Origin of the sequence: Saccharothrix longispora (assembly GCF_030852425.1) — a bacterium.
GTDB classification, from domain to species: Bacteria; Actinomycetota; Actinomycetes; order Mycobacteriales; family Pseudonocardiaceae; genus Actinosynnema; species Actinosynnema longispora.
Genome location: NZ_NSDM01000021.1, coordinates 34,658 through 53,037, shown reverse-complemented (window position 1 = coordinate 53,037; position 18,380 = coordinate 34,658). Strand labels below are relative to the sequence as shown.

The 18,380-nt window shown below is 76.1% G+C and carries 10 protein-coding genes; 3 read left to right on the top strand and 7 right to left on the bottom strand.

Annotated features, from left to right (window positions below; all coding sequences use genetic code 11):
• The first annotated feature begins 69 nt into the window (after positions 1–69).
• Together CKY47_RS33445 and CKY47_RS33440 are read left to right on the top strand one after the other, a co-directional pair.
• Positions 70–1,494: an NDP-hexose 2,3-dehydratase family protein gene (locus CKY47_RS33445; protein WP_306750360.1), complete on the top strand. Its 1,425-nt coding sequence runs from the start codon at positions 70–72 to the stop codon at positions 1,492–1,494.
• A gap of 11 nt (positions 1,495–1,505) precedes the next feature.
• Positions 1,506–2,639: a DegT/DnrJ/EryC1/StrS family aminotransferase gene (locus tag CKY47_RS33440; protein WP_306750359.1), complete on the top strand. Its 1,134-nt coding sequence runs from the start codon at positions 1,506–1,508 to the stop codon at positions 2,637–2,639.
• Between the two features lie 82 nt (positions 2,640–2,721).
• Here CKY47_RS33440 and CKY47_RS33435 read toward each other — a convergent pair whose 3' ends face one another.
• Genes CKY47_RS33435 through CKY47_RS33405 form a run of 7 tightly spaced genes read right to left on the bottom strand, consistent with a single transcriptional unit; the run spans position 2,722 to position 9,021 of the window.
• Positions 2,722–3,489, bottom strand: a complete 768-nt coding sequence (locus tag CKY47_RS33435) for an ABC transporter permease (RefSeq protein WP_306750358.1) — start codon at positions 3,487–3,489, stop codon at positions 2,722–2,724.
• On the bottom strand, positions 3,479–4,462 hold the full coding sequence (locus CKY47_RS33430) for an ATP-binding cassette domain-containing protein (protein WP_306750357.1): 984 nt from the start codon (positions 4,460–4,462) through the stop codon (positions 3,479–3,481). Before CKY47_RS33430 ends, CKY47_RS33435 begins: the two co-directional genes overlap by 11 nt.
• Entirely contained in the window at positions 4,459–5,556 is a 1,098-nt protein-coding gene (locus tag CKY47_RS33425; RefSeq protein WP_306750356.1) for an HAD-IIIC family phosphatase, read from the bottom strand. The genes CKY47_RS33430 and CKY47_RS33425 overlap by 4 nt, the downstream gene beginning before the upstream one ends.
• Before the next feature lie 19 nt (positions 5,557–5,575).
• On the bottom strand, positions 5,576–6,682 hold the full coding sequence (locus CKY47_RS33420) for an acyl-CoA dehydrogenase family protein (protein WP_306750355.1): 1,107 nt from the start codon (positions 6,680–6,682) through the stop codon (positions 5,576–5,578).
• Entirely contained in the window at positions 6,675–6,932 is a 258-nt protein-coding gene (locus tag CKY47_RS33415) for an acyl carrier protein (protein WP_306750354.1), read from the bottom strand. The genes CKY47_RS33420 and CKY47_RS33415 overlap by 8 nt, the downstream gene beginning before the upstream one ends.
• Complete coding sequence (locus CKY47_RS33410; RefSeq protein WP_306750353.1) at positions 6,929–7,768, bottom strand: 3-hydroxyacyl-CoA dehydrogenase family protein; 840 nt, start codon at positions 7,766–7,768, stop codon at positions 6,929–6,931. Before CKY47_RS33410 ends, CKY47_RS33415 begins: the two co-directional genes overlap by 4 nt.
• A complete protein-coding gene (locus tag CKY47_RS33405) occupies positions 7,765–9,021 on the bottom strand; it encodes a glycosyltransferase (RefSeq protein ID WP_306750352.1) in 1,257 nt (418 codons plus the stop codon). Before CKY47_RS33405 ends, CKY47_RS33410 begins: the two co-directional genes overlap by 4 nt.
• Before the next feature lie 194 nt (positions 9,022–9,215).
• Here CKY47_RS33405 and CKY47_RS33400 point away from each other — a divergent pair, with 194 nt between their 5' ends.
• Complete coding sequence (locus CKY47_RS33400) at positions 9,216–18,308, top strand: SDR family NAD(P)-dependent oxidoreductase (RefSeq protein ID WP_306750351.1); 9,093 nt, start codon at positions 9,216–9,218, stop codon at positions 18,306–18,308.
• Positions 18,309–18,380: the final 72 nt, after the last annotated feature.

Genomic DNA, 18,380 nt, shown 5'->3' with positions numbered 1-18,380 from the left:
AGCCGCGATCTCGGGATTTCCCTAGTGCGCGAGCAGGAACGCTGGGGGCACGCCCACCGAGGAGGAACCGTGCAGCCTGTCGCCGAACTCGGTCAGTTGCGCCGCGCCGACCCGAGCAGGTCGTCGCGCGTGGAGCGGTCGTTGCGGGCGCGCGACGGAGGTGTGCTCGACGACGCGGGGTTCCGCGCCTGGCTCGCCGACCGCAGGCGCGCGCAGCGCCAGGAGGTGCGGCGCGTGCCGTTGGCGGCCATGGACCGGTGGGGGTTCGCCCACGAGACCGGCAACCTCGGGCACGTCAGCGGCAGGTTCTTCACCATCGAGGGCATCCACGTCACCACCGACTCCGGCGCCGTCCGCGAGTGGGCGCAGCCGATCATCAACCAGCCGGAGATCGGCATCCTCGGCATCGCCGTGCGCGAGATCGACGGCGTGCTGCACTGCCTGGTGCAGGCCAAGTACGAGCCGGGCAACGTCAACGGCGTGCAGCTGTCGCCGACCGTGCAGGCCACCCGCAGCAACTACATGCGGGTGCACGGCGGCGCGGAGGTGCCGTACCTGTCGCTGTTCCGCGAGGCCGAGCCGTCCCGCGTGCTCGCCGACGTGCTCCAGTCCGAGCAGGGCGCCTGGTTCTACCGCAAGCGCAACCGCAACATGGTCGTGGAGGTCGGCGACGACGTCGAGGCCCACGAGGACTTCTGCTGGCTCACCCTCGGCCAGCTGCTGGCCCTGCTGGACGAGGACGACCTGGTCAGCATGGACACGCGCACCGTCCTGTCGTGCATCCCCTACGGCGGCGGGGAGGCCGGGGGCCCCACCCCGTTCGCCGAGGCGCTGCGCCGGTCGCGCTCCGCCGAGGAGGGCGGCCTGCACACCACCACCGAGGTGCTGAGCTGGATCACCGGCATGCACGCCCGGCACGAGTTGCACGCGCGCCGCATCCCGCTGTGCACGGTGGGGGACTGGAAGCGCACCGACTACGAGATCGCGCACGTGGAGGGCCGCTACTTCAAGGTCGTCGCGGTCGACGTGCTGGCCAACAGCCGCGAGGTGTCGTCCTGGCGGCAGCCGCTGCTCGAACCGGTCGGCACCGGCGTCGCGGCGCTGCTCGTGCGCGAGTTCCACGGCGTGCTGCACGTGCTGGTCAACGCGCACGTCGAACCCGGCTACCTGGACACGGTCGAACTCGCGCCGACCGTGCAGGCCACCCCGGAGAACTACGCCCACCTGCCCGCCGAGCACCAGCCGCGCTTCCTCGACCTGGTGCTCGCACCGGACCCGGCGAAGGTCCGCTTCGACACCGTGCTGTCCGAGGAGGGCGGCCGGTTCCTGCACGCCCGCACCCGCTACCTGGTCGTGGAGGACGACTCGGTGCCCGCGCAGGCGCCACCCGGGTTCCACTGGCTGACCGTGCACCAGCTCGCGGACCTGCTCCAGCACAGCCACTACGTCAACGTGCAGGCCAGGACGCTGTTCGCGTGCCTGCTGGCCGCCTGAAAGGGGAACCGGTGTCCGGAGCCGCCCGAAACGGGACCACCCAGTACGTCTGGGGTTACCTGCGTGAGTACGAGGCCGAGCGGGACGACGTCCTCGCCGCCGTGGACGCCGTGTTCGGCTCCGGGCAGCTCGTCCTGGGACCGGCGGTCGCCGGGTTCGAGGAGGCGTTCGCCGCCTGGCACGGCGTCGCGCACTGCGTCGGCGTCGACAACGGCACCAACGCGCTCGTGCTCGGCCTGCGCGCGCTCGGCATCGGCGCGGGCGACGAGGTGATCACCGTGTCGAACACCGCCGCGCCCACCGTGGTCGCCATCGACCAGGTCGGCGCGACGCCGGTGTTCGTGGACGTCCACGAGGACACGTACCTGATGGACGTGGACCAGGTCGAGGCGGCCATCACGCCGCGCACCCGCGCCCTGCTGCCCGTGCACCTGTACGGCCAGTGCGTCGACCTGGAGGCCTTGACCGCCGTCGCGGACCGGCACGGCCTGCCGATCCTGGAGGACTGCGCCCAGGCGCACGGCGCGCGGCGCAACGGGGTCCTCGCGGGCACCACCGGCCGCGCGGCGGCGTTCTCGTTCTACCCCACCAAGGTGCTGGGCGCCTACGGCGACGCGGGGGCCGTGCTCACCTCCGACCCGGAGGTCGACGCGAACCTGCGCCGGCTGCGCTACTACGGCATGGAGAAGGTCTACCACGTCGTCTCCACGCCGGGGTACAACAGCAGGATCGACGAGGTGCAGGCGGCGATCCTGACCCGCAAGCTGACCCGCCTGGACGACTACGTCGCGGGCCGCCGCGCCATCGCCGCCCGCTACGCCGAGGCGTTGGGGGGCACCGGGCTGGTGCTGCCGACCCTCGCGCCGGGCAACGACCACGTCTACTACGTCTACGTGGTGCGGCACCCGTTGCGGGAGAAGGTCGTGGAGGGGATGCGGGAGCACGGCGTACAGCTCAACATCAGCTACCCGTGGCCGGTGCACCGGCAGACCGGGTTCGCGCACCTCGGGCTGGGCGGGGGTTCGCTGCCGGTGACCGAGCGGCTGGCCGGGGAGATCTTCTCGCTGCCCATGTACCCCTCGCTGACGGTGGGGGAGCAGGACCACGTGGTCGAGTCCCTGCTGGACGTGCTCGACCGCCTCTGAACCGCGGCGGGTCGCACGACGAAGGGGGGCGGGAGCGGGTGGACCGCTACCGCCCCCCTTCGTCGTGCGGGGAGGACCCGGTTCAGGCGTCGTCGCGGCGCAGCGTCCGCGCGCCCCACCACACCGACACCGCCGCCATCACGACCAGCAGCACCATCCCGGTGGACAGCGCGGAGAACGTGAGGTCGCCGCGGAACCCGGCCCGGCCCGCGTCCACCACGTGCGTGAGCGGGTTGAGCCGGGAGATGGTGTAGAGCCACTGCGGCGCGAGACCGGTGGTGATGGGGATGAGCATGCCGGAGAGCAGCAGCAGCGGCATCAGCACCGTGTTGATCAGCCCGAGGAACGCCTCCTCGTTGCGCAGCACCAGGGCCAGCGCCTGGGACGCGGACGCCAGCGTCACCGACAGCAGCGCCGCGACCAGCAGGACCATCCCGACGCCGACCGGCGTGACGGTCAGGTCGAACAGCAGCGCCGCGATGCCGATGATCAGCAGCGACTGCACGACGGTGTGCACGGTGTTGGTCAGCGTCCGGCCCAGCAGCAGCGCGACCGCGCTCGCCGGGGTGACGCGCAGCCGTTCCAGCAGGCCGCTCTGCTGGTCCGACAGCAGCGCGAACCCGGCGAACGACGCGCTGAACAGCGCGAGCTGGATGATCAGGGCCGGGGTGAACACGGTCCAGCTGTCGCCCGGCGGAAAACCGGGCACCGCCTCGACCATCCTCTCCATCAGCGGCCCGAACAGCAGCAGGAAGAACAGCGGCTGCGTCATCGCCACGGCCATCAGGCCCGGGTTCCGCAGCGACGGCAGCAGTTCCATGCGGAACAGCAGCCCGGTGTCACGCAACACTGTCGACCTCCTCGTCGGCCGGTGTCGCCTCGCCCGCCTCGCGCAGGGCGCGGCCGGTGAGGTCGAGGAACACGTCGTCGAGCGTGGGCCGGCGCATCTGCACGGACCGCAGCGGCACGCCCGCCGCGTCCAGCGCACGCAGCACGGTCGGCAGCGCGGTCTCGCCGTCGCGGACCCGGCAGCGCACGCCGTCCGGTCCGATGTGGACCTCGGCCACGCCGGGCAGCGCCTCCAGGCAGCGCACCGCGTCGTCCACCCGCTCCACGCCGAGCAGCAGGGCGTCGCCGCCGAGGGCGCGCTTGAGCTCGTCGGGCGACCCGGAGGCCACCACCCGGCCCTGGTCGACCACGAGCACGCGGTCGGCCAGCGAGTCGGCCTCGTCCAGGTAGTGCGTGGTCACCACGACGGTGATGCCGCGCTCCTCGCGCAACCGCCGGATGTGCTGCCACAGGTTCGCCCGGCTCTGCGGGTCCAGGCTCGTGGTGGGCTCGTCCAGGAACACCAGCCGCGGCTCGTGGATCAGGCCGAGCGCCAGGTCCAGGCGGCGGCGCTGCCCGCCGGACAGGGTCCTGCTCACCCGCCCGCCCAGGCCGTTGAGGTCCAGCTCGGCGGCCAGGCGTTCCGCGCGGCGCTTCGACTCGGCCTTGGACAGGCCGTGGATGCGGCCCTGGAGCACCAGGTCCTCCAGCACCCGGCAGTCCGGGGCGGACCCGCCGTGCTGCGCGACGTAGCCGATCCGGCGGCGCACCCCGTCCGGGTCCGCGACCAGGTCGCACCCGGCGACCCGCGCCGTGCCGGCGCTCGGCCGCAGCAGGGTGGTGAGCATCCGCAGCGTCGTGGTCTTGCCCGCGCCGTTGGGGCCGAGCAGGGCGACGATCTCCCCGGCGGCCACGTCGAGGTCCACGCCGCGCACCGCCCGCACGACGCCGCGCCGCGTGGTGTAGTCGCGGGCCAACCCGCGCGCGGTGATCACCGCACCGCCACCGTCATCAGCTCGGGCGCGTACAGGGCCATCGTCGCCGGCGGCGGCTGCGGCGCGGGCAGCAGGTGCAGGCGCTGCCCGTCGCCGGGGGCGTCCGGCGCGTCGTCCGCCGCGATCCCGTCCAGGCACGGGCAGGGGTCGTCGGTGTAGCCGGAGAACCGGTAGGCCACCTCCATCACCCGGTTGCGCCCGGTGCGGCGGAAGTCGGCGGCCAGGTGCACGCCCGCCCGGTACGCCTGGTCGGCCAGCCACGTCAGGATCACCGCGCCCGCCCCGAACGCGACCACCCGGCACGAGGTGGCGAGCAGCTTGAGCCGCCACACCCGGTCGTGCTTCTCGACGAGCAGCACGCCGATCGCGCCGTGCGCGCCGAACCGGTCGTCCATCGTGGCCACCAGCACCTCGTGCGCCGGGTCGTCGAGCAGTTCGCGCAGCACGGCATCGGGGTAGTGGATGCCGGTGGCGTTCATCTGGCTGGTGCGCAGGGTCAGCTCGGCGACGCGGGTCAGGTCCTCCGGTCCGGCGCGGCGGATGCCCATGCGCATCTCCAACGAGCGCAGGAAGTCCCGGTCGGCCCCGGCGAACTCCTCCTTGGCGCGGGTCCGCCGCCGCCCCGCCTGGTACATGGCGCGGCGGCGGCGGGAGTCCTCGGTGACCGCGTCGGGCGTGAAGTCGGGCAGGTCGAGCAGGCCCGGCACGTCATCGTGGGTGAAGCAGCGCACCTCGGGCAGGTGGTGGGCGACCTCGGCGCGCTCGGCGGGCTGGTCGTCCACGAACGCGATCGTGCCGAGCGCGAAGCCCAGCTCATCCGCGATCTCCCGCACCGCGGCGGACTTCGGCCCCCAGCCGATGCGGGGCACGACGAAGTACTCGGCGACGCCGAGCGCTTCCAGCCGGGCCCACGCGTGGTCGTGGTCGTTGCGGCTGGCCACGGCCTGGAGCACGCCGCGCTCGTCGAGGGCGGTGACGGTGCGCAGCACGTCGTCGCGCAGCGCACCCCCGCCGTCCTCCAGCAGGGTGCCCTGCCACAGCGTGTTGTCCAGGTCCCACACCAGGCACTTGACCAGCGCGGTCGATCGGTCCACCGGAGTCCTCCCGGGACGGTCAGCGCGCCGCGGCTACGGCGTGGCGCGCGAGGATGAGCTGGCAGATCTCGCTGGTGCCCTCGATGATCTCCATGAGCTTGGCGTCGCGGTGTGCCCGCGCCACCGGGTGCCCGTCGCGGGCCGCCGCGGAGCCGAGGACCTGCACGGCCGACGCGGCGCCGCGCGCGGCGAGGGTCGCGGCGGTGTGCTTGGCCAGCACCGCGGCCACGACCTGGTCGGGGGAGCGGGCGTCCACCGCGTCGGCGGCGTGCTCGCAGGCGTGCGTCGCCGACCGCTCGGCCACCAGCAGCTCGGCCAGGTGCCGGGCGACCAGCTGGTGCTCGGCCAGCGGCACGCCGAACTGCTCGCGGGTCGCCGCGTGCCGGGACGCCTCGGTCAGGCAGGAGCGCAGGATGCCCACGCAGCCCCACGCCACGGACATGCGCCCGTGCTGGAGGGCGGCCGTGACGAGCAGCGGCAGCGGTTGCCCGCCACCGCCCAGCACGGCCGAGGCGGGCAGCCGCACGCCGTCCAGGCGCACGTCGGCGTGCCCGGCGGCCCGGCACCCGCTGGGCGCGACCACCGGCGTGACCACCACGCCCGGCGCGTCGGCGGGCACCACGACCGCCGCCGCGCCGTCGTCCTGGCGGGCGACCACGACGACCAGGTCGGCGTAGGCGGCGGCGGTGATCCACGTCTTGTGGCCGGTGAGCACGACCCCGTCGCCGTCGCGGCGCACCTCGGTGGTCATCGCCGACAGGTCGCTGCCCGCTCCCGGCTCGCTGAACGCGGCGGCGGCGAGCGCGCCCGACGTGAGCCGGGTGAGGTGCTCGTGCCGCTGGGCGGCGTCACCCAGGCGGGCGATCGTGCCCGCGGCCATGGACTGCGAGGTCAGCACGCTGCGCACGGAGCCGCACCGGCTGCCCAGGTGGGCGGTGAACTCGCCGGTCCACCGGCTGTCCCGGCCGAGCCCGCCGTACCGCCCGTCCACCTGCGGGCACAGCAACCCGGCCGCGCCGAGCCGGCGCAGCACCCCGTCCGGCACCGCGCCCGCGAGGTCCCAGTCGCCCGCCTCGGCGGCGACCAGGTCGTCCACCAGCGCGCGCGGGTCCGCCGGCTCAGGCACCGGCTCGCAGCCGGGTGACCAGCTCCGTCATCCGGTCCACCGTGCGGAAGTTGTCCAGTCGCAGGTCGGAACCGGTGATCGCGACGTCGAAGGTCTGCTCGACGTGCACGATCAGCTCCATGGCGAAGATCGACGACACCAGTCCCGAGGCGAACAGGTCCTGGTCCGCCGGCACGTCGACCTTGGTGCGCTCCCGGAGGAACGCGGTGATGGGACCGGCGATGTCCGCCGAGGTGGGTTCGACCGTCACGACAAGACCTTTCCGTAGTCGTAGAAGCCCTGGCCGCTCTTGCGCCCCAGGTGACCCGCGGCGACCTTGGCCAGCAGCAGCTCGCACGGCGCGTGCGAGGCGATCCCGGTGCGGTCGGCCAGCGCGCGCAGGGCGTCGGCGAGGTTGTCCAGGCCGATGAGGTCCGCGGTGAGCAGGGGACCGGTCGGGTGGCCCAGGCAGCCGCGCATCAGCTCGTCGACCTGCTCGGCGGTCGCGGTGCCCTCCTGCACGATCCGCGCCGCGTCGTTGATCATCGGGTGCAGCAGCCGGCTGGTGACGAAGCCGGGCGCGTCGCGGACCACGACCGACCTGCGGCCCAGGCGGTCCAGCAGCGCGAGCACGGCGTCCAGGGCGTGCGCGCCGGTGCGGCCGCCGCGCACCACCTCGGCGGTGCCGATGAGCCAGGTGGGGTTCATGAAGTGCACGCCGACCAGGTCGGCCGGGTCGGTGACGGCCTCCGCCAGCTCGTCGATCGGGATGCCGGAGGTGTTGGACACCAGCGGCGTGCCCGGCGGCACGATCCCGCACAGCTGGGCCAGCAGCGCCGCCTTGGCGCGCTCGTCCTCGGTGATCGCCTCGACGACCAGCTCGGCGCCCGCGGCGGCCGACGGGTCGGTGGCGGTGGTCAGCCCGGCCGGCTCGACGTCGGGGAAGGAACCCATGAGCGCGCCGTGTCGCAGGTGCCCGCGCACGCGCGTCGCGGCGTCGTCCACGACGGACCGGTCGAGGTCGACGAGGGTCACCGGCACGCCGTGCCCGAGCGCCAGCGCCGCGATGCCGGACCCCATCGTGCCCGCGCCGAAGATCGCGATCACGCGGCGGTCCCGGTGCTCGCCAGGTACTTCTCCACCACGTCGGCGGCGGTGGCCAGGCCCGTCTCGCCCGCCATCGCCTCGCCCAGCGCGGCCGAGCGCTCCCGCATCCGGTCGTCGGCGACCGACTCGGCGACCGCGGCGACCAGGCCGTCGCGGGTGAGGCGGTGCAGCGGCAGGGGAGCGGGGCCCACGCCCAGGCCGTGCATCCGCCGCGCCCAGAACGGGTTGTCGAACACCGCCGGCACCGTGACCTGGGGGATGCCCGCGCGCAGCGCCGAACCGGCCGTGCCGCAGCCGCCGTGGTGCACCACCGCAGCGCAGCGCGGCATCAACCAGGCGTAGTCGACCTCGGTCGCCCGGAACACGTCGTCGGGCAGCTCGCGGTCGTTGCCGCCGACCACCACCAGCGGCCTGCCCGCGCCGCGGGCCGCGTCGACCGCCCAGTCCACGGTGCGGTCGGCGTCGTGCACCGGCCACGTGCTGCCCAGCGTGAGCAGGACGGGCGGGGCCTGCGCGACGAAGTCGGCCAGGTCGGCCGGCGGGTTCCACCACTCGCGGTCGTGGAACCAGTAGCCGGTGATGTGCGCCTGGTCCGGCCAGTCCGCCGGGCGCGGCACCACGACGTCGCTGAACGGGTACAGCAGCGGCCGGTCGCGCCCGATCTCGCCGAACCGCGACGTGCCCTTCAGGGCCGCGCCGCCGACGCGCTCCACGTACTTGTTGGCCATCCAGCACATCGACGTCCACTGGAAGGTGTCGAAGAACCGGTGCGTGAGCCGGTTGTAGCCGCCGCCCCACGGGCGCGGCTTCGCCTGGTAGGCGGGGAAGTCCCGGGTGGCGGTCATGGGGATCCAGGACACCGAACACCACGGCCGGTCGGGGTCGGTGAACCCGGCGATGTGCGTCAGCGGGGCCGTCACCACGAGGTCCGCGTCCGCGCTCGCGGCGCGCATGCCCTCGAACATCGCCACCACCTCGTCGTCGGTGGGCGGCTGCACGGACCGCACGGTGCGCACGAACGACGGTCCCTTGCGGATCGCGGCGTTCATGCCCGGCTGGCTGAACAGGTCCTCGCGCATCCCCGGCGGCGGCTCGACGGCCCGGAAGTCGAGGCCGGCGTCCTCGACCAGGCCGCGGAACGACGGCGCGGTGCCGATCCGCACGTCGTGGCCGCGCCCGCGCAGGGTCCGGCCGAGGGCGACCAGCGGCTGCACGTCACCGCGGGTGCCGAACGTCAGCATCGTGATCCTCATGGGCACCTTCGCCTGGGTCGGGTGTGCCTGGACTGCCGAGCGTGACGATAGGGGCGCATGTCTGGGGAAAGCCCCAGAAAGGCGTGCCCCGCACCGGCCGCCCGGCGGCGAGACTGGGGAGGGCATCGACGACCCATCGCGACCGTCGGCCCGGTCGGGTCTGCTGTCGCCGCGCGCACCAGCGGGAGCCAGTCGTGACCCCAGCACCAGCACCCACACCGGACCGCGCCCGCACCGCCGTCGCGGTGATCGGCCTGTCGTGCAGGCTGCCCTCGGCGCCCGACCCCGAGGCGTTCTGGCGGCTGCTGCGCTCCGGGACCGACGCCGTCGCCACCGTGCCCGGTCGCGGCACCGGCGGGTTCCTGTCCGCTGTGGACGCCTTCGACGCGGCGTTCTTCGGCATCTCGCCGCGCGAGGCGCGCGCGATGGACCCGCAGCACCGGCTGGCGCTGGAACTGGGCTGGGAGGCCCTGGAGCACGCGGGCGTGCCCGCCGACGCGCTGCGCGGCACGGACACGGGGGTCTTCCTCGGCGCGATGGCCGACGACTACGCCGTGCTCACCCGCACCGCCGGCGAGATCGGCCCGCACACCCTGACCGGCCTGCACCGGGCGTCCGCCGCGACCCGCCTGTCCCACCTGCTCGGGCTGCGCGGTCCCAGCATGGTCGTCGACACCGGCCAGTCCTCGTCGCTGGTCGCCGTGCACCTGGCGGCGGAGAGCCTCCGCCGCGGCGAGTCGGTGCTGGCGCTGGCCGGCGGCGTGCAGCTCAACCTCGCCCCCGACGGCACCGAGGTCGTCGAGCGGTTCGGCGCGCTGTCGCCCGACCACCGCTGCCACACCTTCGACGCCCGCGCCAACGGCTACGTGCGCGGTGAGGGCGGCGGCGTCGTGGTGCTGAAGATGCTGTCCGCCGCGCTGGCCGACGGCGACGACGTGCTGGCCGTCGTCGAGGGCTCGGCGGTGAACAACGACGGCCCGGCCGAGGGGCTGACCGTGCCGAGTGCGCGGGCGCAGGCCGAGTTGGCCCGGCTGGCGTGCCGGCGGGCCGGGGTCGACCCGGCGCAGGTCGGTCACGTGGAGCTGCACGGCACCGGCACGCCGGTCGGCGACCCGGTTGAGGCCGCGGCCCTCGGCGAGGTGTACGGGCGCGCACGGGGCGGCAGGCCGCTGCTGGTGGGGTCGGCCAAGACGAACGTGGGTCACCTGGAGGGCGCGGCGGGGGTCACCGGCCTGCTCAAGACGGTGCTCGGGCTGCGGCACGGCGTCGTGCCGCCGAGCCTGCACTTCGCCGAGCCCAACCCGGACATCCGGTTCGACGAGTGGAACCTGGAGGTGGCGACCTCGGCCGTGCCGTGGCCCGCGGCGTCCGACGGCCGGCTGCTGGCCGGTGTGTCGTCGTTCGGCGTGTCGGGCACGAACTGCCACCTGGTGCTCTCCGCCGCGCCACGAGGCGAGCAGGCGGAGGGGGAGTCGGCGGAGGAGGAATCGGCGGACGCGCCGTTCTGGTTGCTCAGCGCGCGCGACCCGGAGGCGTTGCGGGCGCAGGCGGCGCGGTTGCTGCCGCACGTGGCGTCGCTGTCGCCCGCCGACGTCGGGCACACGCTGGCCACCCGCCGGGCCCTGCTGCCGCACCGGGCCGCAGTGCTGGGCCCCGACCTGGCGGCCGGTCTGGCGGCGGTCGCGTCCGGTGGACCCGCCGAGGGGGTCGTGCGCGGTGCGGCGGTGGCCGGCGGTCCGGTGTTCGTGTTCCCCGGCCAGGGGTCTCAGTGGGCGGGCATGGGACGGGACCTGCTGGCCTCGTCGCCCGCGTTCGCCGAGGAGCTGACCCGGTGCGACGCGGCGCTGTCGCGGTTCGTGGACTTCTCCGTCGCCGCCGTGCTCCGGGAGGACGCCGGCGCGCCCCCGCTGAGCCGGGTGGACGTCGTGCAGCCCGTGCTGTGGGCGGTGATGGTGTCGCTGGCGGCGGTGTGGCGGTCCTACGGGGTGGAACCCGCCGCGGTCGTCGGGCACTCGCAGGGCGAGGTGGCCGCCGCCTGCGTCGCCGGCGCGCTGTCCCTGGAGGACGGCGCGCGGGTCGTGGCGCTGCGCAGCGCGCTGATCGCGGGGACGCTGGCCGGCGACGGCGGGATGGTGTCCGTCGCGCTGCCCGAGGACGAGGTGCGGGCGGGGCTCGCGCCGTGGGCCGGGCGGCTGGAGGTCGCGGCGGTCAACGGACCGGAGTCGGTCGTGGTGACCGGCGAGGCCGGGGCGGTGGACGAGTTCGTCGAGCGGTGGCGGTCCACCGGGCGGGTGCGCCGGGTGGACGTGGACTACGCGTCGCACTCGCCGATGGTCGAGCGGCTGCACGCCCGGCTGGTCGAGCTGCTGGCCCCGGTGCGCCCCGGTGCGTCCCGCGTGCCGTTCTACTCCGCGGTGACCGGCGGCGAACTGGGCACCGCCGCCCTGGACGCCCGGTACTGGTACCGCAACCTGCGGCAGCCGGTCGCGTTCCGGGCGGCCGTGGACGCCCTGCTCGACGCGGGCCACGGCCTGTTCGTCGAGGTCAGCCCGCACCCGGTGCTGACGGGTGGCGTGCGCGACACGGCGGGTGACCGGCCGGTGGCGGCGATCGGCACGCTGCGGCGCGGAGAGGGCGGCACGCGGCGGGTCCTGGCGTCGGTGGCCGAACTGGTCGCGCACGGCGGGCCGGTCGACTTCGACGTCCTCTACCCCGGCGGCGGGCGCGTTCCGCTGCCCACCTACCCGTTCCAGCGGGAGCGGCACTGGATCGGCGAGCACTGGATCGGCGAGCACGCCGAGCCGGTCGCGGCGACGCCCCGGCGCTTCGAGCCCGCTGCGGCGCTGCGGACCGTGCGCGCCGAGTGCGCGGTGGTGCTCGGTCTGCGCGACGCGGACCGGGTGCTCGTCGACGAACCCCTGCGGTCGCAGGGCTTCGACTCCACCATGGTGGTCGAGCTGGCGGCCCGGTTGCGCACGGCGACCGGCGTCGCGGTGACGGCCTCGGTGGTCTACGACCACCCGACACCCCGTCGGCTCGCCGCGCACCTGGCCGCGACGGCCGGCTCGGCCGGTGACGTCGCCACGCCCACCGGGAGCACCGAGGTCGGGGCCACCGAGGTCGGGGTCGGGTCGGACGAACCGATCGCGATCGTCGGCATGGCGTGCCGGCTGCCCGGCGGCGCGGGCTCGCCCGAGGCGCTGTGGCGGCTCGTCGCCGACGGCGTGGACGCCGTGTCCCCGATGCCCGCCGACCGGGGCTGGAGCCCGGCCGTGACGGGCACGGGCCGGTCCGGCGGCTTCCTCGCCGACGTGGCCGGGTTCGACGCGGACTTCTTCGGCATCTCGCCGCGCGAGGCGTCGGCCATGGACCCGCAGCAGCGGCTCGCCCTCGAAGTCGCCTGGGAGGCCGTCGAGCGGGCCCGGCTCGCGCCGACCGCGCTGCGCGGCACGCGCACCGGCGTGTTCCTCGGTTCGATGGCGCAGGACTACGGGCCGCCGCTGCACCGCACGTCCGGCGGGACGGAGGGCTTCGCGCTCACCGGCACCACCCCGAGCGTGCTGTCCGGCCGCATCGCCTACGTGCTCGGCCTGGCCGGACCGGCGCTGACCGTCGACACGGCGTGCTCGTCGTCCCTGGTCGCGCTGCACCTCGCCGCCCAGGCGCTGCGGGCGGGCGACTGCGACCTGGCGCTGGCGGGCGGCGTCACGGTGATGTCCGAGCCCGGCCTGTTCGTGGAGTTCGCCAAGCAGGACGGGCTGTCGCCGGACGGCCGGTGCAAGGCGTTCGCCGAGGCCGCCGACGGCACCGGGTGGGCCGAGGGCGTGGGCGTGCTGGTGGTCGCACGGCTGTCCGAGGCCCGCCGGCGCGGCCTGCCGGTGCTGGCGGTGCTGCGCGGGAGCGCGGTGAACTCCGACGGCGCGTCCAACGGCCTCACCGCCCCCAGCGGCGCGGCGCAGCGCGAGGTGATCGGCGCGGCCCTCCGCCGGGCCGGGCTCACCCCGGCGGACGTGGACGTCGTCGAGGCGCACGGCACGGGCACCCGGCTCGGCGACCCGATCGAGGCGGGCGCGCTGCTCGCCGCCTACGGGCGGGACCGGCCGTCGCCGCTGCTGGTGGGCTCGCTCAAGTCGAACATCGGGCACACCCAGGCCGCGGCGGGCGTGGCCGGGGTGATCAAGCTCGTGCAGGCGATGCGCCACGGCTCCGTGCCCGCGACCCTGCACGTGGACGCGCCGTCGTCCCGGGTGGACTGGGCGGCCGGCTCGGTGGAGCTGGTCACCTCGACCCGGGAGTGGCCGCGCGGCGACCGGCCCCGGCGCGGCGCGGTGTCCTCGTTCGGCATCAGCGGCACCAACGCGCACGTCGTGCTGGAGGAGGGGGACCGGGACCGGGGGGAACTGGACCCCGGGGACGCCGGCCGGGTGGTGCCGTGGGTGCTGTCCGCGCGCTCCTCCGAGGCGCTGCGCGACCAGGCCCGGCTGCTGTCCGCCGTGGACGGTCGACCGGCCGACGTGGCGGTGTCGCTGGCCACCACGCGCGGCCACCTGGGGCACCGGGCGGCGGTCGTCGCCGAGGACCGCGCGACCGCGCTGGCGGCGGTGGCGGCGGGCGAGTCGGCCGAGGGCGTGCTGGTGGACACCGCCGCGCCCGCGCCCGCCACCGCGTTCCTGTTCGCCGGGCAGGGTGCGCAGCGGCTCGGCGCGGGAGCCGGGCTGGCACGCGCGCACCCGGTGTTCGCCGAGGCGCTGGACGAGGTGTGCGGCCTGCTCGACCCGCACCTGCCCCGCCCGCTGCGGGACGTGCTGTTCGGCGCGGACGCGGCGGCCCTGGACGACACCCGGTTCGCCCAGCCCGCCCTGTTCGCGCTCGGCGTCGCGCTGGCCCGCCTGCTGGGGTCGTGGGACGTGCGGCCGGACGCCGTGGTCGGCCACTCGGTCGGCGAGGTCGCCGCCGCGCACGTCGCGGGCGTGCTGTCGCTGCCCGACGCGTGCGCCCTGGTCGCCGCGCGGGGCTCGTTGATGGCCGCGCTGCCGACCGGCGGCGCGATGGTCGCGGTGCGGGCCGGGGTGGACGACGTGCGGCCGGTCCTGGCGCACGGGCTGGTCGTCGCGGCGGTCAACGGGCCGCGCTCCGTCGTGCTGTCCGGCGACGCCGACGCGGTGGCCCGGGCCGCCGCCGACCTCGCCGCGCGAGGCCACCGCGCCCGTGTGCTGCGGGTCAGCCACGCCTTCCACTCGCCGCTCATGGACCCGATGCTCGACCGGTTCCGCGAGGTCGTCGCCGGGCTCACCCCGCGCGTCCCGCGCGTGCCGCTGATCTCCACCCTGACCGGCGCGCGCGTCGACGCCACCGACCCCGAGCACTGGGTGCGGCAGGTCCGCGAGCCCGTGCTGTTCGCCGACGCCGTCCGCGCCCTGGCCGACCTGGACGTCACGATCGCCCTGGACACCGGCCCGGACGGCTCGCTCGCCGCCATGGCGCAGGAGGCCGTCGAGGGTTCCCGGGGGGACGGCCTGGTGTGCGCGCCGACCCTGCGCACGGGCCGCGACGAGGACCACGCGGTGGCCGAGGCGGTCGCCCGGCTGCACGTCCACGGCGTCGCCGTCGACTGGGCGGCGTTCTGCGCGGGCACCGGCGGGCGCGTGGTCGACCTGCCCACCTACCCGTTCCGGCACGAGCGGTTCTGGTCGTCCGCGCCGGCCGCCGAGGTGTCCACCGTGGGCCTGCGGGTGCCCGGCCACCCGCTGCTGGGCGCGGCCACCGAGCTGCCCGGCACCGGGGGCGCGGTGCTCACCGGCCGGCTGTCCGCGCACACCCGGCCATGGCTCGCCGAGCACGTGGTGGGCGGTGCGGTGCTGCTGCCCGGGGCCGCGCTGGCCGAGCTGGCGGTCCGCGCGGCCGACGAGGTGGGGGTGCCCGCCGTGGACGAGCTGACCCTGGAGGCCCCGCTGGTGCTGGCGGACGACCCGGTGACCGTGCAGGTCGTCGTGGACGGGCCGGACGAGGGCGGGCGGCGGGCGCTGTCCGTGCACGGCCGGGTGGGCGAGGACGGGCCGTGGACCCGGCACGCCCGCGGCGTGCTCGCGCCGACCGCCGCGCCCGTGCCGGACCTCGCGGGCGCGTGGCCGCCGCCGGGCGCGCGGTCCGTGCCGCTGGAGGGCTTCTACGAGCGGATGGCCGCCGACGGGTTCGCCTACGGCCCCGCGTTCCGCGGCCTGCGCGCGGCGTGGCGGCGCGGCGACGAGGTGTTCGCCGAGGTGTCGGGCGCGGTCGAGGCGGTCGGGGACGACCGGTTCGCGCTGCACCCCGCCGTGCTCGACGCGGCCCTGCACGCCACCGCCCTGCTCACCGAACCCGCCCGCCTGCCCGGCCTGCCGTTCGCCTGGACCGGCCTGCGCCTGTGCGCCGCCGGCGCGACCGGGCTGCGAGTGCGGGTCACCGGCGTGGCGCCCGGCGAGGTGGGGCTGGTCCTCGCCGACTCGACCGGGGCGCCGGTCGCGGCCGTGGACCGGCTCGTGCTGCGGGCAGCGCCCACCGGCGCGGCCCGACCGGGCCCGGAGGCGCTGTTCCGGCTCGACTGGACCCCGGCGCCCTCCCGCGCGCTGCCGGCCGACGCCGTCGTGGTGGGGGAGGACCCGTTCGGCCTGCCCGCCGCCGACCGCTACCCGGACGTCGCCGCGCTGGTCAAGGCCGTCGCGGCGCGCGAGGTCGCGCCGGGCCTGGCGCTGCTGCCCGTGTCGGGCGACGAGGTGGTCCGCGTGCTCGACGAGCTGCGGCTGTGGCGCGAGCACGCCCCGGCCTTCCCACTGGCCGTGGTGACGAGGGGCGCGGTGGCCGTCGAACCCGGCGAAGCCGTGCGGGACCCCGACGCCGCCGCGGTGTGGGGGCTGGTGCGCTCGGCGCAGGCCGAGGACCCGGGCCGGCTGCTCCTGGTCGACGTCGACGGCGGACCGCCCCTGCTCACCGACGAGCCGCAGACCGCGGTGCGCTCGGGCGTGGCGAAGGTCGGCCGGCTGGCGCGCTGCCGGCCCGACGACGCGCTCACCCCTCCGGAGGGCCCCTGGCGCCTCGACACCACCGCGCCCGGCACGCTGGACGCGCTGGTCCTGCGCGCACTCGACACCCCCGCGGCCGAACCGGCGCCCGGCACGGTCCGGGTCGGCGTGCGGGCGGCCGGCGTGAACTTCCGCGACGTGCTCACGGCCCTCGGCCGCTACCCCGGCGAGCCGGGACCGATGGGCATCGAGGGCGCGGGCGTCGTGCTCGCGGTCGGCGCGGGCGTGACCGACCTGGCCGTCGGCGACCGGGTGATGGGCCTGTTCGCGGGCGCGTTCGGCCCCGTCGCCGACACGCACCGCGACCTGCTCGCCCCCGTGCCCGCCGACTGGTCGTGGGTGCGGGCGGCGGCGACGCCGGTCGTCTTCCTCACCGCCCACCACGCGCTGGTCGGGGTCGCGGGCGTGCGGGCCGGGCAGTCCGTGCTGGTGCACGCGGGCGCGGGCGGGGTCGGCATGGCCGCCGTCCAGCTCGCCCGGCACCTCGGCGCGGACGTGTTCGCCACCGCGAGCCCCGGCAAGTGGGGCGCGCTGCGGGCGCTCGGGCTCGCCGACGACCGGATCGCGTCCTCCCGGACCCTGGAGTTCGCGGAGGCGTTCCGCGCCGCCACCGGCGGCCGGGGCGTGGACGTCGTGCTGAACTGCCTCGCCGGCGAGTTCACCGACGCCTCGCTGGACCTGGTCGCGCCCGGCGGGAAGTTCGTCGAGCTGGGCAAGACCGACCCGCGCGACCCGGACGGCGTGGACTACACCGCGTTCGACCTGCTGGAGCTGCCGCCCGCGCGGATCGCGCCGGTGCTGGCCGAGCTGGGCGACCTGTTCGCCGCCGGGGCGCTCGCGCCGCTGCCCGCCTCGGTGTGGGACGTGCGCCGCGCGCCCGACGCGTTCCGGCACGTCAGCCGCGCCAAGCACGTCGGCAAGGTGGTGCTCACCGTGCCCCGAGCGTGGGACCCGGACGGCGCGGTGCTGATCACCGGCGGGCTCGGCGGGCTCGGGCTCGCCCTGGCCCGGCACCTCGTCACCGACCGCGGCGTCACACGCCTGGTGCTCGTCGGGCGCGGCGGCGGCGAGGGCCGGGAGGAGGAGTTGGCCGCGCTGCGCGAGCTGGGCGCGGAGGTGACCGCGGCGGCGTGCGACGTGGCCGACCCGGACGCCGTCGCCGACCTCGTCGCGGGCGTCCCGGCGCTCACGGTCGTGGTGCACGCGGCGGGCGTCCTGGACGACGGCCTGCTCGACGCGCTCACCCCGGACCGGCTGGCGGCCGTGCTGCGGCCCAAGGTGGACGGCGCCCGCGCGCTGCGCGAGGCGACCCGGCACCTCGACCTGGCCGCGTTCGTCACCTACTCGTCCGTCGTCGGCACCCTCGGCGCCGCCGGGCAGGCCGCCTACGCCGCCGCGAACGCCCACCTCGACGCCCTGGTGGACCGGTGGCACGCCGAGGGCCTGCCCGCCAGGTCCCTCGCCTGGGGCCCGTGGACGGTGGAGGCGGGCATGACCGGCGGGCTCGCCGACGCCGACCTGGCCCGCCTCACCCGGCACACCCCGCCGCTGGACGCCGCGCACGGCCTCGCCCTGTTCGACGCGGCGCTGGGGTGGACCGACCCGACCGTCGTCGCGACCCGGGTCGACGTCGACGCGCTCACCGCCGACGCGCCGGCCGCCCTGCGCGGCCTGGGCCGCACCACCCGGCCCGCCGCCGCCGCGCCCGCCGCGTCCGGCGCGGCGGAGCGGCTCGCCGCGCTGCCGGGACCGGACCGCGCGGACGCCGCGCTCGACCTGGTGCGGCGCGAGGCCGCGCTCGTGCTCGGCCTGTCCGGACCCGAGCGGGTCGCCCCCGACCGGTCCTTCCGGGACACCGGGTTCGACTCGCTCACCGGGCTGGAGCTGCGCAACCGGCTCACCGGGGCCACCGGCGCGCGGCTCGCGCCGACCGCCGTGTTCGACCACCCCACGCCCGCCGCGCTGGCCGGCCTGCTGCTCGCCGGGCTCGGCCTCGCCGAGACCTCGGAGCGGGCCGCGATCCTGGTCGAGCTGGACCGCCTGGACGCCCTGTGCGCGCAGGCCGACCCGGACGCCGAGCTGCACCACCAGGTCGCGCTGCGGCTGGACTCGCTGCGCGGCCGGTGGGGCGGTCCCGCCGTGCGCGACGAGCCGGCCGACTTCGACTTCGACCTGGCCGGCGACGACGAGATCTTCGAGCTGCTGGACAACGAGCTGGGGCTGTCCTAGGCCGCCGCGACTCTAGGGATTTTCCGGCGATCACCCGTCGAGACTGGGCAGACGCGTACCCGTTCGTGTCGC

Coding starts and splice junctions, on each gene's coding strand:
- CKY47_RS33405 (WP_306750352.1), bottom strand. CDS start 9,021: ATGAGGATCACGATGCTGACGTTCGGCACCCGCGGTGACGTGCAGCCG.